Below are 16,504 nucleotides of genomic sequence, written 5' to 3'. Positions count from 1 at the left end.
CACTTCGTCCCCGTTTAGACGAATCCGAACTCACAAGCAATTGTCCTGTCGCTATGCACCCATTCGTGTCACAGAATGATTGAAACGACACCGATTGCTATGATCCATCGGTCAGTTCATGCCCATCGCCGGTCATGTGTTGAAGTGACAATCCTGTGCAGACTCTCAATCGCAGTTGAGGTATTCCCCAAAATGACCTGTCTTTCCCAGCACCCACTCTACGCTCTCGCTTTCGCGGTGATTCTGAGTTTCGGATTCGCAAATCCGGCATCTTGCCAGACGACAATCGCCGACCGTGTCGAGATGCTTCCCTCAGGGACGAACACCATCACGATCGTTCGCTTGTCAGAAATTCTGGAGACCAACCGAGCCATTGAAGAAGAATGGGAGGCACAACTTGAAGAAAGATTCCTCAGCGGGGCAGCCGCAATTCCTCCACATATCGACAATATGGTTGTCGGCTCGTTGCTTCACCTGACGGTTCTCGAAGAAGTCTGGTCCGCTTCAACTTTCCCGCTGCCTTCGGGAACCACGATGGAAGCGATTGCGAAAGCTCACAACACTACCGTCGAATCATTGCTCGGGCGTGACTCAGTGCGAATCGACGACCGAGCTTATGTCACGACTGTCTCCTCCGATCTGGCTGCGGTTTACGTGCCAGCACACCGACAGGATGCTGCACGCTGGTTTCGCTCACTCACTTCAGGAGCGAAGTCTTTGACCTCTGAGTACCTCAAGACTGCTGCCTCGACCGAAGGTCACGTCGTGATGATGATCGACCTCACCGCGATGGTGGACCCCGTCGTGTTCCGACGACAACTAAAAGAAGAAAGCCGCTACAAGAAATTTGCTTCCGTCGCTGACACCCTCGTCCCACTCATCGCAGGGGTTCATGGAGCAAAACTTGTCATGAACGTCGACGACAAAATCTCTGCGAAGCTCGACATAGAATTCGACAGCGACGTCGGCCAATCCGTCTTCAGCGTCAAAGCAATCCTGCTCGCAATTCTTGATGATCTCGGAGCTTCCATTTCCGAGCTGACTTCAGCAGAAATCTCGGCAGATGGACCGGTCGCCACTCTCAAGTGCGATCTCTCTGAGTCGAGCTTCCGGCAAATTGTTTCGTTGATCTCGCTTCCTCCGAAGACCAGCCACGAGTCCGTTCCCACACCGCCCGAACCGGAACTGACCAGCCCTGTTACTAACAAACGTCAACCCGATCCCGCAAAAGCAACTGCCGATTACGTGAAGGCCATCAACAAGATGATTGATGACCTCGAAGTCGCCAACCGCCGAGCCAATAACTACGAGCGAACAATTCTGTGGCATGAAAAATTCGCCGACCGAATCGACGCACTCGATCGAACAGGTGTCTCAAGCATCGCAGTTGAATACGGTGAGAAAATCGCCAACGCATTTCGAGCGATCGCAGCTTCTCTTCAAGGACAGCAAGTTGAAGTGAACACTCAGCAGCGATCAATTGTTTACAATACGCAGTACGATCCAGGTTGGGTTGAAGCGAGCATCTGGGGAGGAGTGGGAGTCAGAAACCCCAGCGTCAACGTGACGAGCAACCTCGAAGAAGTTCGACGCAATCAAGCTGCAGCTGTCGCTGCCGGATCGAAAGATCGAATCGCCATCTGGCAAATGATTCGAGACGAACGCAGCCGAATGTCACGCGGCACTGAGTGATCCATTTCAACGCTCCGTGAATGCAATTGCGTATACGGAGACGTTCAACGAGAGAACGAAGAACCAAAAGAAAGAGGCCGCACTCGTTCGTTCGAGTGCGGCCTCTTCAATCTTTGACTCTCAGTCAGCGACGAGCGGTGACTACTTCGCTTTCTTAGGGCCTGCTACTCCGATCACACCAACAGCAACGCGAGGTCCCGCATCACCTGAAGGCTGACTTTTCAGATCGTCTTTGCCAGCGTGAACAACAATTGAACGTCCCAGCACGAAGTGGACCTTCAGGCCTTTCACGTCAACTTTGACTTTGGCTACGCCATCATCGTCAGCTGTGATGTTTCCGAGGTCTCCGACGTGACGCTCTTCCGCGTGGAGTCCACCGTGCTCTTTGCCTTCAGGATTGAAGTGCCCACCGGCAGCTGTTCCGTCCATCGAACGCAGGTCGCCGTATTCATGAATGTGGAAACCGTGATCTCCGGGAGTCAGACCGCTCACACGTCCTCGAACCTGAGTCACTCCATTCACTTCTTTGAACGTAATCTGCCCACGGACTTTGTTGCCTTTGGTCTGCTTCAAGACAACGACCGCTTCAGTCGGCATCGCCATTTCGTGTTCATCGGCTTGGACAAGACCAGAGTGTCCGAGCACTGCAACGAGAGCAGCCAAGCATGTCAGCATTTTCATCGTAAAATCACTCCTGATTTGAATAGAAGATCAACTGTCTTCGGAAAGAAAGCGGGTGGTGTTGGGCTGTCGAATCACATCCACAGCTTGAACTCCCACCACAAGTACCACTCTCTCACATCACAGCGAGCAATTCAACGTCGACGAAATTCATTTCGATTTGGTGAAACCGGCTGATCCCGGACGTGATCGAAAATCCATCAGCCCACAATTGATGATTCAAGAATCGTATTACGGCTCAATAAACCGACTCGGAATTTCGGTTCGAAGCGAATCAGTTGCGCCCTGTTCAAAGAACTGCCCTAACTCAACGACGGAAGGTCCCAGCAGGAAAAGATAGACGGCAGGCATCAGACACAACACCGTCGGAAACAACAGCTTGAAGGCAGCAGAGTTGGCCTTTTCATCTGCTCGCTGCCGCAAAGTTTGACGCATTCCTTCAGAGTAGTCAGCGAGCGCTTGCGACACACTTGTTCCCAGCTTTTCTGTTTGAGTAAGAAGATTTGTAAACGACAGCACTTCCGGCAAATCGACGCGATGAGCAAAGTTCATCAGAGCTTGCGACAACATCCCGATCCGAGCTTGTTCGGTCACAATTTCCATCTCTTTCGCCAAAGCTGGATAGACTGATTTCAAGTCTCGACCGACTCGACGAAACGAACCGGTCACCGTCATCCCTTGAGAAACGCACATGTTCAACAAGTCGAGCATGTCGGGCATGCCGGTCGAAATCTGCCGCAATCGATCGCTCGCGCGGTTTTGAATCCAAAGGCTCGGCAACGCCCACGCCAGTGCTGTTGCAATCACCATAACCACAAGAACGGTCGTCTCAAGCTGTTCCGGAACGATGACCAAGAGGGCACCACATCCAAAGATCGGCAGCAGCAGAATCAGATACCAGACGGCACTAAAGTTCTGCCACGCATGCGGAGAATAGTAGCCAGCATTTCTCAGTGATCGAGTCAATCTTTCCCGCTTGTCTGCAGGCACCGGCATCATCGCGGAGAGCAGTGGCGTCAGCCATCCGAAAACGAAGTCGCTGTCGTCATGCGGCCCTGTTTCCATCCAGTCCGGGATATCCTCGCTCACGACCTTTTCATTCTTCTTATCTGAAGCTTCCAGTTCAGGCGATGCGACAGATGCCCGACTTCGCCTCCATTGAAAGAGTTTGACAACTCCGTACACGACGAAAACGATCGCAACACTTACGAGAAAGAAAATCTGTTGATCGAAGTTTTCCATGATTTCGCTCAGTCTGGCTTTCTTCTCTGCGCTAAACTCGTTGACTTGTCTTTAAGATCCGGAAGACCCACGCAGCCCCGATCAGGTCCAACACAATTGCCGCGATAGTAATTCGCCGTCCCCATTCAGAAGCGAAAAGATTGGTCAGGTATTCGCTGTCCCGAAACAGGAAAAACAGAACGATCGCCGGAGGCAAAATCAGCATGAGAATTGCCGTCGCCCGACTCGCGGAAGTGGCCGCCTTTAGTCGTCCGAGAAACTGAGCACGATCGCGAAGAGAATGAGCCAACCGGTCGAGCACGCTGACGAGATCTCCCCCAGTCTGCTGATGCACTGTCAACACCGTCGTCAGAATTCTCGTCGCGACGAGCCCTGTGCGATGAGGCAGTTCTTCGAATGCAGCTTGCAGATCCAACCCTAACTCAAGCTTGCGAGTACACAGTTTCAACTCATTTCCCAGCGGAGCAGGAATCTGCTGCGAGACCCAGATCAACGCCTGCTCGAGGCTCCTGCCGGCTTTGGCAGCTCGTGCGAGTTCGTCGATCATTTCAGGCAGCTGTTCAGATAGGATTTTCTGTCGCCGTGACCTCATAAAGAACAAGACCATCATCGACAGAACAGTTCCAACGACAGCAGCCACAGCAGTTGTCAGAAGATTTTCGTGAATAACAAAGACGATCCCAGAGAGTGTCACCGCCGAACAGAACACCAGCGCGAGCACCATCGGCGGAGAAATTCCGATTCCGGATTGAATCACCAGATCGTCAAAGTGACGATTCATTCCATTGCTCAACGACGGATCATCTTCGACACCGAACTCATCATGAGATTTCAGAATCGCGGAAAAATCGCTCGTCGATGTTAGTGCTGTCGTCGCCATTACATGATCTCTCAGTCGTGCTCTTTGAGGCCAACTTCTCAGTTGTTCGATCGCCGGTTCAATCCGCCGTTTGAGGCATTTTCAGTTGTCGTGCTGTGAACCACGCACGTTCCGTTTCGACGCCAGCAGCATTCATCTTCCCCACAAGCTTCGGCCGGTATCCCGTCGCGAAGAACTCTCCGCTCGCTTTGCCGTTCTCCGTTTTCCCGGTCGAGCGGTAAACAAAGATGTCCTCGAGTAGGAACTCGCCGTCTTTGACACCGACGAGCTCAGACACCTGCACAACTTTTCTCTCACCGGAACTGAGTCGAGTAATATGAACAAACAATTGAATCGCAGAAGCGATGTATTGCCGACTGACCGAGTTCGGGAGTTCGACACCCGACAATGCAATCATCAACTCCAGCCTGGCCAGTGCGTCGTTTGTATCATTGGCGTGAATGGTACTCATCGACCCGTCGTGCCCGGTGTTCATCGCTTGCAGCATGTCGAGGACTTCACCACCACGTGCTTCACCGACGATGATGCGATCCGGTCGCATACGAAGCGAGTTCCGCAACAGTTCTCGAGGCGTCACGATTCCGCGACCTTCGATGTTCGCCATCCGCGTTTCCAGACCAACGACATCATCTTGCTGCAATTGCAGCTCAGCAGTCTCTTCGATCGTGATCACACGCTCAGTAGACGGGATGAACCGACTCAGGTTGTTGAGCATGGTGGTCTTTCCTGCGCCCGTTCCACCGGAAAGAAGAATGTTCGCACGCGACTTCACTGCTGCAATTAAAAAGTCGGCCATCTCGGGAGCTAGAGTTCCCATGTCGACCATATCTTCGATCTTCACGATGTCCTTTTTGAAGCGGCGAATCGATAGTGTTGGACCGCGAAGCGCAAGCGGCGGAATGACAGCATGCAGACGCGATCCATCGGCCAGCTTGGCATCAACCATCGGCGAAACTTCGTCGATCCGGCGGCCCGCTTGCCCCACCAATCGTTGGATGAAAGACAGCAGATGCTCGTCGTTCGCAAACTCCACGGACGTTTTTTTGAGAACTCCATTCCGTTCGACAAATACCGAGTTCGCTCCGTTCACAAGCACATCACTGACGCTTGGATCATCCATCAAACCTTGAAGCGGACCAAACCCGTAGATCTCATCGAGGATCTCACGAACCATGACCGCTTGTTCATCCTCGGAGAGTCCAGCTTCACTCCGACGACAGAGGTAACTCGCCAGCGCGCTCAGTTGCGAACGGAACTCCGCCTCTCCGAGTTCTCCCGCTTTGGACAGGTCGATTACGTCAACAACCTGCCGATGCAGTGCTCGCTTCCGTTCCTGAAATTCAACTTCACGCCTGTTGACTTCAGGACTGTTCAATTGTTCGTGGACAGCAATCATGGAAGTTTCCCAGGACAACTCAAATTTCAGTACGACAAACCGGCGTCAACGTGCCGTGTCAGTTCAACGCGATAAATGTATGGATGCAGCCCGGCGTTCTCAGTGAAAGACAACTCAGAAAAGGCCGGGGAGCCCGATCCGGCTGGCACAGCAGTTCGCGTGCAGACAACAGCCTCTTGAAAGACGGCAATTGTTGACGTCGATGTCTGCTGAACCGACATCAACCGTGCACCGACCAGTCGCTTCAACACCGCTGTTCCAACGACTTCAGCTTGCTGTGATGTCTCGGCTTCTTCCGCAGTTGCTGTACACAGTCCGACGATACGAGCTTGACCGATCTTCGACTTCAGTCGATCGAACACACCTTGATCGATGGTCCAACCACAATTCTTCGAAACAGGAAACTGCTGAAAGTCGATCCATCCACCCGAATTCTCAAGCTGACTCGCTGTGATTCCAAACTCGATCTGAATTTGAACCGTCGCTGATTCGAGTCGATTGCCAAGTTCGATCACGCATCCCGTGGCCAGTGCAGGATCAGAATGAAATTCCACAACGATTTCCGGTAGCCCATCCGGTTCATTTAAGACGCTTCCGGTCGCGGAATCCCATGAATACTGATCCTCGAGTCGACTGCTCGCAGACCCTGACTCCAGAGAGAAGACTTGCTCCACTTCGTCATCATTCAGCAATCCGAGTGGCCACATAGGGATTCCAACATCGACGAATGGACGCAATCCGACAATGTCGTTTCTGATCGATGCTTCCGCCCGTTTGAGCAGGTCCGCTTTCGAACGACCAGTCAAAAACGGCATCAACAACGACACCGAATTCCGGTCGGATTCCCGGCACACTCCCGTCACAAGAACAGTGTTCGGAAAAGCATTCGTTTGCAGAAAGTTGACCTGTCCCGTCAAGGAGCTGGAAACCAGACGACCGAATTCGATCCCTGAAACCTGCGGGATCACAGGTTGCTTTCCCATGACTCGGTCTGCCGAAACGAACTCTTCGACGTTCTCACGAATCACGTTCAATCGCTCAATGTGCCAACGATCATCGAACCTGTCTCGCAACAGGTCATCGCTCGCCAATTGAGTCGCCGCAGACAAAGCGGCCGATTGAACAACTGTTTCGAGTTCTTCCTGACCGATCGAGATCCAGAAGCGATTGAGCACCAGAGCCATCGCGCCACCGAACACAACAATTGCCACAGCGACGGCCGGAATCAGACTTCCGCGTCGAGAATATGACAAGTGTTGATTTCGGAATTTTCGCATCTCTGATCTGTGGTGACTCTATCGACTGATATTTCTTCAGGGAGAATCACTTTGCTTTAGTTCTCAATGGAATTGATTGAGCTGGCCGGGTCCGCCGCCGGACCACCCGCACCCTGGCTGCTGACGTCGTTGTAGTCGTACTGCTCAATGACATACTGATCACTTCGACGACCTCCGACGAACGACGACATCCGTCGATTCGACCCGGAAAACGACTCAGTCACGAATGCGGTTTCCTTGTCAGCTTCTTCTGGTGGTTCAGGTTCCTGAAGTCCCAAAATTTGATTCAACGTCGCACGGTTCTCATCACTGACAGCAATGAAACCGTCACCTTTTCCGTCTGGATTAAAAGTTAAATTCAAAGCCCCTTTGTCCTGTGCCAGCAAGACGACATTGGCTTGTGAAGGAGTCAGTTCGAGGGTGACATCGCTCCCTTGGCTCGAAGCCCGGTTGCCTCCTCGCTGCAGACCGTTCAAAGCGAGAACTTTCACACCACGAAAAAGTGTCATGATCAATCCACCGGTCGCTTCCAGCTCAGGCAGGTCCTCAGGAGTAAAGAGAACGTCAACGTATTCGCCCGGTTGCAGCAGGCGAACAGTTCCCAAATCTGCTCCGTCAACACGAACAGTGACCGCTCGCATGCCTTGTGCAATGTCGAGAGGCGGACCTTCGTTTGGAGGATAGAGTGCGTTCGTCCGAATCGGCTCAGCTGCGGGGATTGTTTCCTTCACAATGCGGCCCAAAAGAACGCGATCTTTGATCACCGTTTCCGGCGTCAAAGACGACTCTCGCGCCCGACCGATCCCTAGATGCAACTCTGTGATCAACGTTCCAGGAGCCAGTTCGGTCAACGCCATCGGGATCTCGATGATTGGATCTTCAATGACGAACTCTTCCTTCGCAAACATATGTTTGGCGAAGTACATGCTCACCAGAAGACCAACGACTCCTAGCATTGCCATCGTCAAAAATGCTGGTGAAATACGTTTCACGATTCTCTCTCCCCATTGCCCGTGGGCGAATCGCCCCAGCGCAATACCTTTCTTCAACCACTATTCTTTGCGGACTCGCACCAGAGTCACGATCTCCTGCCCGACAAGGTTGTACCCAATCGGCCACAACAGATTCGGACTCGCCACCGTCATCGGAAGTCCTGCTTCAACGACGACTTCGTCTCCTGAGAACTCTCCAAGCTGCATTCCAATCGAAACCGCTCGAGCGAATTTCGGCCTCAGCGATTGCTTCACTTCTCGCTCTACAACCGAAGCATCGACTCCCTGCATCATCGCAATCCGAGCCCCAGCACGTGTGGCCCGGTCCAATTCAATTCGTGCGTTAAACAGCAAAGCAAATTCAAACAAACCGAAGAGCATCACGAGCAGAATTGGAAGAACGAGCGTGAGTTCCAGGCTCAAGCTGCCTGTTCTCACAACCCGTCGTCGTTCACCAATGCTGCAAGAATGACGCGACCTCATCCGGAAACCTCCGATGTGACAGCAGCAGATGCATCCCGCGCTTCATCAGCGGAAAGTTGTGTCGTCAGTTGCGGATAGAACCAGAACAGAACCACCCACGTTGCAATTCCGACCGGTCCCGCGAATGTCATCACGCGGCGATTGACTTTGTCGGACGCTGTCTCCGAACGGGGAGCACTTGCATCTTGATTTTTGCCAGTCCCCAGATACTGCCCCTTCGTCGAACGGGCTCCGCGAACGATCAAGCTCCAAAGCACCACGCCGACAGTGCTGACCAACACGATCAGAGTGCTGAGAATCAACACGTAGAGCGTCATTTGAAATCCAAGCCAAACGCTCAGTGCGCCAATCAACTTCACATCTCCACCTCCGCCGCCTCCAACAAACCAGAGGACGAAGAGAATCCCAAAGCCCAGAAGAAATCCCAGCGCAGCGGAACCAAGATGGTGCCAGCCGTAGAGCATTGACATCACCAGCTGATAAACCCAGCCAGCGAAAAACATGGGAATCGTCAACTGGTTCGGAATTTTCTTAAACCGAACATCCCACGCAATGGTCGCTGCTGTGAACAAGCTGACGGCGAAGATCAAAACTAAAATCATGAGGGGCATGCTGCTCATCCGGGTTTTCATCGAGAACGAATCCGTTCTCACAATCATCCACGATGCAACCCTACGACATGTTTCCGCAACGGGGCGCTGATGTTGCCGAAACTTCACGTCTTTCCCTTGTCGTAACAATCCAATCAATTGCTCTCACACAAATAACCCACACTCGAACAGTTGCCCGATGATCTCGGAGACGATTGCCATCGCTACGTTTGAGCACGAATTCAAACAGGCAACTGGAGGACCGTTGAGCCTCTTCGTGAGAGACAATTCCGAAGAGTTAAGATGTAGCGGTCAGCCCGAATATCTCGGAGTTGCCGGATTGTCATACCAGCATCATTCTGACCAAACTTCGGCAAGCACCTGAGTCGATGATTCCTCCCGACAAGGATGTCCGATTACTCTCGACTCAGGCGGAGACGATGCAGGAACTCGATCGCAACTTGAGCGACTTCTCAGAGCTTCATGGTTTTGTTCACGAAACTCTGTGCGAATCAGAAAATCTTCTCAGCAATCAGTTTCAAACACGAATCAAACCGCTCCGTTCCAAGGGGTCGGTCTGCGGAGTCGAATACATCCTCCGAGGGCCTCGCAGCTTGCGATTAAGTGCCATCTGGGCTGCCGATCAGAACGTTGTCTACTTCTATAACGCAATCGGCGAACGCTACCTGAAGGTCAAGCTGAGCAACCGCCTCGACGTCAGCCAGATCGAAAAGGTCGCTTGAGCAGATTTTCAGAATCGCTCGTGCAAACGACTTTTCTGAAATCAGCGATAGCACGCTTAAAGAGTCAAGATGGGTGAAGACCGTTCGACGTCGCTCTACTCAGAGTTCACAGCTGGAAACGGCTCCGGAAATTCGCCATTCAAAGCAGATGTGATGGCGTCTTGATGCTCCGACGCATCTGAGAGTGATCGAAAGTGTTCCGCGATTGATTCCGCTTGCTCGCTCTGATTGCTCAGTTTGAGAACGGCGACAAGCAAGGCAGCATCGCTCGTCATCGCTTTGCGATAAAATTGCTTCAGTAGCGTTTTGCTTTCAGTTTCCGAACGTTTCTCAGCTCGATCCATCCCGCTCCGATAAGTGTTCTCAATGCGGAGCGACTCTTCCTCAGGCGGCAGATAATGCACCAGCAGCGGAAACTGCTTCTTGAGAATCAGATAAGGCTTGGCGACTAAGAAAACTTCCCTCGCGAGTTTCGGATTCTTGAAGTGCAGTCTTTGAAAGACCTTCACTGTTTCGTCAGGCGCAACCAGATAGTTGTTCAGCGCGGCAAGTTCTTGAAACGCAATCGCTGGCTGATCATCCGAAGCAATTCTCTCAGCAACCTGATCGCGTTCTTCTTTCAAAGCTTCGAGTGCCGGAGGAAATTCTTCAGCAAGCTCCGCCCAATACGACAAAGCAAACGACAACCGGACTCCGCGCAGCGACGGGACGTATTCCAAAGCATGACGATGAAACCAGACATGCTTGGCAAGGGCTTGCGAATGTCGACCTGCGGCGAAATCGTCGCGAGCTTCCTGCAGGATCTGCTGAGGTTTCGGATCATCCGGCGGAACCCAGCCTTCGACAGTCTCGTCCTGAGCGAAAACCACTCCGACAAACAACGGGACAATGGCTACCAGATAGAGAACTTGAAAGCTTCGCATATGTTGCCTTCTCATCTCAACAAACGAGACCAACGACCAGTTTGACAGTCCCGACTTCGATCTCGTCAAAACCAGACAACCTCGAAAGAAGCACTTCAGTCTAACCCAGAAATGAAGTGAGATCAGACCGGAAATAAGGCAATCACCAAAAGAAACAACAATAGACGCACACGCAAATCGTTGAAAATGGTCTTAAGCGGTGACGAGTTCTCGACTCTCACTCGACTTCAGCGACTCTTCACTCGAGTTGCGTTCCAGAACATACAGAGCACTATGCGCTCGCCAGTTTGCGAACGAAGCCCGTTTGACAGCCCGGCTGCCGATGATCGGCAGTTCCCGCACAATCTTGAAGTTGCCTTCGTTCGCCAATTCGCGGAAATCCACCATCGACAGAAAGTGAACGTTCGGCGATTCGTACCACTCGTAGGGTAAATGGCTCGTCACCGGAGCCCGGCCTCGCAGAAGAATCTGCAATCGAACTTTCCAGTGTGCAAAGTTCGGCACAACCACCAGAGCACGGCGAGCGATCCGGAAGATTTCATTCAGCAGATCAAGCGGCCGGTCAATCTGCTGGAGTGTCTGGCTGAGAATCGCAAAATCAAAACTCTGGGCGGGGAGTTCATCGAGCCCCTGATTCATATCCGCCTGAAGCATGGGAACTCCCGCTTCGATTCCTCGAATGAAAAGTTCCTCGTCCCGCTCGACTCCCAGAACATCACACGAGTGCTCATCGCGCAAACGCTTAATCAAGCTGGCATCGCCGCACCCGAGATCGATAACTCGACTCCCCTCAACAATCTTCCGAATGATCAAATCGTTCGTGACTGCTGCCCGGGGATCAGGCATGTAGATTCTTTTCGCGCACATCTTTAGAAAGTCCCTTCCGCAAGGTCCTGATGTGTTCGAGCCAGAAACGGACTCACGAGCGAAGCAAGTTTCGGAAGCTCCCGATCGATCAAGAACGCGTCGTGCCCGTAAGGGCTGTCTAATTCACGAAACGTCACATGACGTCGAGCCTGAACCAGTGCGCGGACCAGCTCCTTGCTCTGAGACGTGGGGAACAACCAGTCGGTCGTGTAAGAGACCACCAGAAATCGGCATTTCGTCTGTTCGAACGCTTCGTAAATCGAACCGTATTTCTCAGCCAGATCGAAGTAGTCCATCGCCCGGGTCAGAACGAGATAGCTGTTGGCGTCAAAACGTTCGACGAATCGTTTTCCCTGATAGTGAAGATAACTCTCAATTTGGAATTCGGTTTCGGATCGAAGGTCGAATCGAAACTCATCGCCGTCTTGAAGCTTGCGGCCGAATTTGAGTTCGATGGACTGCTCCGAGAGATACGTAATGTGGGCAATCATCCGAGCGAGCGCGAGCCCGAAACGTGGCTTCTCTGACTGCTCGTAATACCACCCATCATGAAAGAGCGGATCGCTGTAAATCGCCCGACGTCCAACCGCGTTGAAAGCAATCCCCTGAGCATTCAGTTTCGCGCCCGAAGCGAGAATCACAGCTGCGCCGACTCGGTCAGCATGATTGATCGCCCACTCGAGGACCTGCATTCCGCCCAGACTTCCACCAACGATTGCCAACACTTTCTCGATCCCCAGATGATCGAGCAGCCCGTTGTGGACATTCACCATATCTCGAATGGTGATGAACGGAAAATCTGGTCCGTAGGGTTTCCCGGTCTCCGGACACTCCGAGCTAGGACCGGTTGTCCCCTGACATCCACCAAGGATATTCGAACAGATGACGAAGTACCGATCAGTGTCGATCGCTTTTCCAGGACCGACAAATCCATCCCACCAGCCCGGCTTCCGTTCCTCAGGAGTATGCCGCCCAGCGACATGTGCATCACCCGTCAGGGCATGGCAGATGTAGACGACGTTATCTTTAGCGGGGGAAAGTTTTCCGTAGGTTTGATACGCAACCGTGACAGGACCAATCTGCTCCCCACTCTCCAGAACAAGAGGACGAGGCGGAGAGAAGATCGTGGCGAACTGGCGGGCGACATTGCTTGAAGACGAAGTCGCCGAACCATCGGGTTGGGCCGTTTCTGTCGACATCTGATTCCAGAGTTGTACAGCAAGAATTATGCGAAGCGTGGATTATAGACCTCTGCTCGACGGAAATCGAGTTGCTTGCTCAGCTTGATGTTGTTCGAGAGAGGACCGATCTCCCTGGATGGTTGAGAGAGTCACCAAATCGCTCCTGATTCCTCAATTGCCGAGGAACCAGGAAAACAGTTTACGCCAGCCGTAATCGTTGTCGGGCAAACTCAATCGCAGCGACCAGTTGGTCGACATCTTCGGTTGTGTTGTAGACCCCGAAACTCGCTCGCACGGTCGACGAGACAGTCAGCAGATCATGCAGTGGCATCGTGCAGTGATGACCGTGACGAACAAAAACCCCCTTGCGATTCAACAGCTGGGCCAGATCTTCCGGATGGGCACCGTCGATGGTGAAACTGACGATCGCTCCACGATCTTCCAGACGCGGTCCGTAAATCTTCAAACCGGGAACCTGAGTCAGAGCGTCCATGGCGTAACGAGTCAGCCGAGATTCCTGTTCGTGAATCGCTTCGAATCCGAGTTCGTTGACGAAGTCGATCGCGGACTTAAGAGCGATGGCCTGAACAATCGGCAAGGTGCCCGCTTCGAACTTGGCTGGAGCACCAGCCCATGTCGATCCCGATTTCGTGACACGTTCGATCATATGCCCGCCGAACAACAGTGCATCCATTTCTGCGAGCAAATCTTTGCGTCCGTACAGGACTCCAACTCCAGTCGGTCCGTACAACTTGTGCCCCGAGAAGACTAGAAAATCAATCCCGTCAGCCTGCACATCGACAGGTGCATGCGGAACACTTTGTGCCCCGTCGACGACGACAATTCCGCCAGCTTCATGAACTCGATCCGCAAGACGTCGCACCGGGTTAATCGTTCCCAACACGTTGGACATTCCGGTCACAGAAAGCACGCGGGTACGCTCGTTGACGAGTTCATCGAAAGCCAGCAGGTCGAGTTGACCATCTTCCGTCAAAGGAATGTAAACAATCTTGGCCCCAGTTCTCTCTGCAACCTGCTGCCAGGGAACCAGATTGGCGTGATGCTCCATTTCGTTGAGAACGATCTCGTCGCCCTCCTGAAGATGCCGCCCTCCCCATCCAAATGCAATCATATTGATCGACATGGTCGACCCCGACGTGAAGACGATCTCCGACGCGTCTACCGCGCCGATCAGCTTCCGGATCGCTTCGCGAGTCGCTTCCAGCTCTTCGTCGATCTGAGCGCCGAATTCATAGACTCCGCGGTATGCGTTCGCGTAATGACTCTTTTGAACGCTCTCTTCTGCTTCAATCACACAAATCGGCTTTTGAGCCGATGCAGCTGTGTCCAGAAAGGTGACCGGTTGCCCGTTGGGAAGTGTTTGTCCAAAGACAGGGAACTGATCTCGAACTCCGCAAAGAGCGACTTGCTGGGTTGCCATGAGTATTCCTTAAGCTGCTTCTTCGGCAGCGATCTGCTGGACTTTTTTGACCATTCCGAACAGACCATTCTTTCGTGCTGGACTCAGGTGGCGGTCCAGCTCAAGTTGTTTGAAGATCTCTTCGACGTCTGTTGCCAGAATCGCTTTGGGCGTTTTGTGATTGTAAATGGCCATCAAAACCGCAATGAGTCCATTCACAATCATTGCATCACTATTTGCCAGAAGTTCGATGACTCGCCCTGACTCCTCGGATTCAGGAGAAGCATCGACCATGCTCGCAATTAGCCAGACATTGCTCTGGCACCCATGGACCCGATTTTTTTCAATTTTCTGGTCTTCGGGAAGCTTCGGCAACTCAAATCCCAGATCGATCAGAAAGTCACAGCGCGCTTCCCAATCCCCGAGAAATTCAAATTCCTCGATGAGTTCTTCCAGCGTCATCAACGATGCAGAAGACATTCTGTCTTCACCTCTTTTCTCACAGCTTCGATTGCGTCTGTTTGTCTTTGTTTCCTCAGGATTCTAAGACCCTGAGAACTTCGGTCCAAGGGGCGATTACATTGCCTCAACCGAAAAGTCTCTGATCCACGTGGACATTCAAGCTGTTTCGAATGCGTTTAACTACATGGGATCGTCGGTAAACTGCCCACCTTTTTCGTAGAACTCGGTCAGGTCGATGCCTCCCTTTTCCTCCTGCTCCAGAAACGCCACTCTGGCTTCCAGTCGTTGCAGTCGAGCTTCCAGTTTCGGATGAAGCGACTGCTTATGATCGACCGGTGTTAATTTCGGAACTTGAGGATACCCCAGCTGACGCTGGAGTGCTGCGAACATGTAGAGCGGGTCTTTGTTCGAATTCGCCCGTGCGATGCGGCCAGCATCGCGATCGAAGAGTGTCGGATAAGAGTGCTGATACTCCGGGTTGTTCGTCCGTCGACGCACATCTTCCGCGTGCTGTTCGGAACGCAGATAAACGAGATCCGCAAAGTCGACCGTCCCCAACTCAAAACGGATCTTGCGAATCCATTGTTGCCAGTCATCTGAGTAAGCTGGATCTTCGGAAATCGCGAGAATTCCGCGATCATAACCGAGTCGGTTTCGTGCGAGACACTCGAACTGATAGACGAACAGCGAAGCTGCAGACATCTCTTCAGAGCTTCGAAACTCAGCCTCTCGTTCCAGAATCTTCAACGCGACCCGAAAGTCAAACTTCGAATTGTCCTCTTCGGCCATTTGAATGATGAACGTCTGAAACGGCAGGAAGTAGTGTTTCAGACGAGCCATCCCATCGCTGAGCCGCCCGTTCAGTTGAATTTCCCCCATCAGAAAATCAATTGCCAGCGGAAGCTTGGTCGTCGTCAGAACTTCGTCTTTGAGTCCGGCGAGGATCTCTTGAGAGGGCGTATTGTTATCAAGCCGTTCGCGATAGACTCGGAAGAAGTAGGCTTGTTCGATGTACTCTTCTTTGCTCAAAACGCTCTGAGCCATGACGCCTTCTCCGAAATTCCAAACCCGCCACTTTCATCGACTTACTGAAGCGGGATAGGCTCAGGAGTCAGGACAAACGGAAAGACGCGGAGAGGTCGGCCCACTTCGAGTTCAGTGGGATAAGCGAGTTGAGCAGCGCGATCGGCTGCGAATTGAAGTAATGTAAAATCGAGTCCGCAGTAGCGATCACGATCCGATTCGGCAGCCACATCAGCGAATACTTCGCCCGCAGAAGCAGCATGACGACGGACACCGTGAATGCTCTCTTCACGAACCTTGATTCCGGCCGCCGCCATTTTGACCATGCCCTTCAGGAACAAACCTGTCAGAGAATCGGCTCCGGTGGCTCGCATCAATCGTTCCCACTCATCATTCGCTTCCCAGTAAAAACCGAGATTGAAGTAGTCGAGACCGATCAAATAGTTCCTGTTTTCAGACCAGCGTTCTTCTTTCAGAGCTTTCGGCGGTTGTGGTCGACGGTTGTAGCTGTGCCCCCGAGGATCACGGTATGGATGCGGAGTTCCAGATCCTGGAACATGCGTGTAGCGAGGAAGTTCTGTCGAAGGCAGGAGTCGGATGAATTTGGTCGTCGAAGTCATATCACTTTCTCGAGAAACGAGAACCGATTGAA

17 protein-coding genes are annotated in these 16,504 nt (G+C 52.5%); 2 read left to right on the top strand and 15 right to left on the bottom strand.

The features are described 5' to 3' along the window. Window positions 1-192 precede the first annotated feature (192 nt). Window positions 193-1,692, top strand: a complete 1,500-nt coding sequence (locus tag AB1L42_RS06740) for a hypothetical protein (protein WP_367052742.1) — start codon at window positions 193-195, stop codon at window positions 1,690-1,692. Window positions 1,693-1,833: 141 nt separating this feature from the next. Here the strand turns inward: AB1L42_RS06740 and AB1L42_RS06735 are convergent, their stop codons facing one another. The 8 genes from AB1L42_RS06735 to AB1L42_RS06700 all read right to left on the bottom strand — a co-directional run bounded on the left by AB1L42_RS06735 (window position 1,834) and on the right by AB1L42_RS06700 (window position 9,263). Next, the gene (locus AB1L42_RS06735; RefSeq protein ID WP_367052738.1) at window positions 1,834-2,373 is read right to left on the bottom strand and encodes a superoxide dismutase family protein; all 540 of its coding nucleotides are present in this window, start codon (window positions 2,371-2,373) and stop codon (window positions 1,834-1,836) included. Window positions 2,374-2,604: 231 nt separating this feature from the next. After that, entirely contained in the window at window positions 2,605-3,615 is a 1,011-nt protein-coding gene (locus AB1L42_RS06730) for a type II secretion system F family protein (RefSeq protein WP_367052734.1), read from the bottom strand. Window positions 3,616-3,646: 31 nt separating this feature from the next. Next, window positions 3,647-4,495, bottom strand: coding sequence for a type II secretion system F family protein (locus tag AB1L42_RS06725; protein WP_367052730.1), 849 nt, complete (start codon window positions 4,493-4,495; stop codon window positions 3,647-3,649). Between the two features lie 58 nt (window positions 4,496-4,553). Further along, entirely contained in the window at window positions 4,554-5,891 is a 1,338-nt protein-coding gene (locus tag AB1L42_RS06720; RefSeq protein WP_367052727.1) for a CpaF family protein, read from the bottom strand. A gap of 26 nt (window positions 5,892-5,917) precedes the next feature. Further along, on the bottom strand, window positions 5,918-7,168 hold the full coding sequence (locus AB1L42_RS06715; RefSeq protein WP_367052723.1) for a hypothetical protein: 1,251 nt from the start codon (window positions 7,166-7,168) through the stop codon (window positions 5,918-5,920). Window positions 7,169-7,224: 56 nt separating this feature from the next. Then, window positions 7,225-8,160 (bottom strand): Flp pilus assembly protein CpaB, encoded by a 936-nt coding sequence (cpaB, locus tag AB1L42_RS06710; RefSeq protein ID WP_367052720.1) that lies wholly within the window; start codon window positions 8,158-8,160, stop codon window positions 7,225-7,227. Window positions 8,161-8,220: 60 nt separating this feature from the next. Continuing rightward, window positions 8,221-8,643, bottom strand: coding sequence for a TadE/TadG family type IV pilus assembly protein (locus tag AB1L42_RS06705; protein ID WP_367052716.1), 423 nt, complete (start codon window positions 8,641-8,643; stop codon window positions 8,221-8,223). Continuing rightward, the gene (locus tag AB1L42_RS06700; RefSeq protein WP_367052713.1) at window positions 8,640-9,263 is read right to left on the bottom strand and encodes an A24 family peptidase; all 624 of its coding nucleotides are present in this window, start codon (window positions 9,261-9,263) and stop codon (window positions 8,640-8,642) included. Before AB1L42_RS06700 ends, AB1L42_RS06705 begins: the two co-directional genes overlap by 4 nt. Before the next feature lie 359 nt (window positions 9,264-9,622). Here AB1L42_RS06700 and AB1L42_RS06695 point away from each other — a divergent pair, with 359 nt between their 5' ends. Beyond that, on the top strand, window positions 9,623-9,976 hold the full coding sequence (locus AB1L42_RS06695) for a hypothetical protein (RefSeq protein ID WP_367052710.1): 354 nt from the start codon (window positions 9,623-9,625) through the stop codon (window positions 9,974-9,976). A 95-nt stretch (window positions 9,977-10,071) separates the two neighbouring features. Here the strand turns inward: AB1L42_RS06695 and AB1L42_RS06690 are convergent, their stop codons facing one another. The 7 genes from AB1L42_RS06690 to AB1L42_RS06660 form a co-directional block, all read right to left on the bottom strand. Next, window positions 10,072-10,899 (bottom strand): hypothetical protein, encoded by an 828-nt coding sequence (locus AB1L42_RS06690; RefSeq protein ID WP_367052707.1) that lies wholly within the window; start codon window positions 10,897-10,899, stop codon window positions 10,072-10,074. A gap of 192 nt (window positions 10,900-11,091) precedes the next feature. Beyond that, window positions 11,092-11,766 carry a methionine biosynthesis protein MetW gene (gene metW / locus AB1L42_RS06685; RefSeq protein ID WP_367052705.1) on the bottom strand — a complete coding sequence of 225 codons (675 nt, stop codon included), beginning with the start codon at window positions 11,764-11,766 and terminating at the stop codon, window positions 11,092-11,094. Window positions 11,767-11,768: 2 nt separating this feature from the next. Beyond that, on the bottom strand, window positions 11,769-12,965 hold the full coding sequence (locus tag AB1L42_RS06680) for a homoserine O-acetyltransferase (RefSeq protein WP_367052702.1): 1,197 nt from the start codon (window positions 12,963-12,965) through the stop codon (window positions 11,769-11,771). 181 nt (window positions 12,966-13,146) lie between these two features. Next, window positions 13,147-14,388 carry a SufS family cysteine desulfurase gene (locus AB1L42_RS06675; RefSeq protein WP_367052700.1) on the bottom strand — a complete coding sequence of 414 codons (1,242 nt, stop codon included), beginning with the start codon at window positions 14,386-14,388 and terminating at the stop codon, window positions 13,147-13,149. A gap of 9 nt (window positions 14,389-14,397) precedes the next feature. Further along, complete coding sequence (locus tag AB1L42_RS06670; protein ID WP_367052698.1) at window positions 14,398-14,847, bottom strand: SufE family protein; 450 nt, start codon at window positions 14,845-14,847, stop codon at window positions 14,398-14,400. A gap of 162 nt (window positions 14,848-15,009) precedes the next feature. Beyond that, entirely contained in the window at window positions 15,010-15,873 is an 864-nt protein-coding gene (locus AB1L42_RS06665) for a hypothetical protein (protein ID WP_367052696.1), read from the bottom strand. Between the two features lie 41 nt (window positions 15,874-15,914). Continuing rightward, on the bottom strand, window positions 15,915-16,472 hold the full coding sequence (locus AB1L42_RS06660) for a DUF309 domain-containing protein (protein ID WP_367052693.1): 558 nt from the start codon (window positions 16,470-16,472) through the stop codon (window positions 15,915-15,917). Window positions 16,473-16,504 lie beyond the last annotated feature (32 nt).

The organism is Thalassoglobus sp. JC818, from assembly GCF_040717535.1.
In the GTDB taxonomy this organism is placed as follows: domain Bacteria; phylum Planctomycetota; class Planctomycetia; order Planctomycetales; family Planctomycetaceae; genus Thalassoglobus.
The sequence above is the reverse complement of the archived record's forward strand: the minus strand, read 5'-3'. Positions and strand labels throughout refer to the sequence as shown.

Coding starts and splice junctions, on each gene's coding strand:
- AB1L42_RS06740 (WP_367052742.1), top strand. CDS start 193: ATGACCTGTCTTTCCCAGCACCCACTCTACGCTCTCGCTTTCGCGGTG.
- AB1L42_RS06735 (WP_367052738.1), bottom strand. CDS start 2,373: ATGAAAATGCTGACATGCTTGGCTGCTCTCGTTGCAGTGCTCGGACAC.
- AB1L42_RS06730 (WP_367052734.1), bottom strand. CDS start 3,615: ATGGAAAACTTCGATCAACAGATTTTCTTTCTCGTAAGTGTTGCGATC.
- AB1L42_RS06725 (WP_367052730.1), bottom strand. CDS start 4,495: ATGGCGACGACAGCACTAACATCGACGAGCGATTTTTCCGCGATTCTG.
- AB1L42_RS06720 (WP_367052727.1), bottom strand. CDS start 5,891: ATGATTGCTGTCCACGAACAATTGAACAGTCCTGAAGTCAACAGGCGT.
- AB1L42_RS06715 (WP_367052723.1), bottom strand. CDS start 7,168: ATGCGAAAATTCCGAAATCAACACTTGTCATATTCTCGACGCGGAAGT.
- AB1L42_RS06705 (WP_367052716.1), bottom strand. CDS start 8,643: ATGAGGTCGCGTCATTCTTGCAGCATTGGTGAACGACGACGGGTTGTG.
- AB1L42_RS06700 (WP_367052713.1), bottom strand. CDS start 9,263: ATGAGCAGCATGCCCCTCATGATTTTAGTTTTGATCTTCGCCGTCAGC.
- AB1L42_RS06695 (WP_367052710.1), top strand. CDS start 9,623: ATGATTCCTCCCGACAAGGATGTCCGATTACTCTCGACTCAGGCGGAG.
- AB1L42_RS06690 (WP_367052707.1), bottom strand. CDS start 10,899: ATGCGAAGCTTTCAAGTTCTCTATCTGGTAGCCATTGTCCCGTTGTTT.
- metW (WP_367052705.1), bottom strand. CDS start 11,766: ATGTGCGCGAAAAGAATCTACATGCCTGATCCCCGGGCAGCAGTCACG.
- AB1L42_RS06680 (WP_367052702.1), bottom strand. CDS start 12,965: ATGTCGACAGAAACGGCCCAACCCGATGGTTCGGCGACTTCGTCTTCA.
- AB1L42_RS06675 (WP_367052700.1), bottom strand. CDS start 14,388: ATGGCAACCCAGCAAGTCGCTCTTTGCGGAGTTCGAGATCAGTTCCCT.
- AB1L42_RS06670 (WP_367052698.1), bottom strand. CDS start 14,847: ATGTCTTCTGCATCGTTGATGACGCTGGAAGAACTCATCGAGGAATTT.
- AB1L42_RS06665 (WP_367052696.1), bottom strand. CDS start 15,873: ATGGCTCAGAGCGTTTTGAGCAAAGAAGAGTACATCGAACAAGCCTAC.
- AB1L42_RS06660 (WP_367052693.1), bottom strand. CDS start 16,472: ATGACTTCGACGACCAAATTCATCCGACTCCTGCCTTCGACAGAACTT.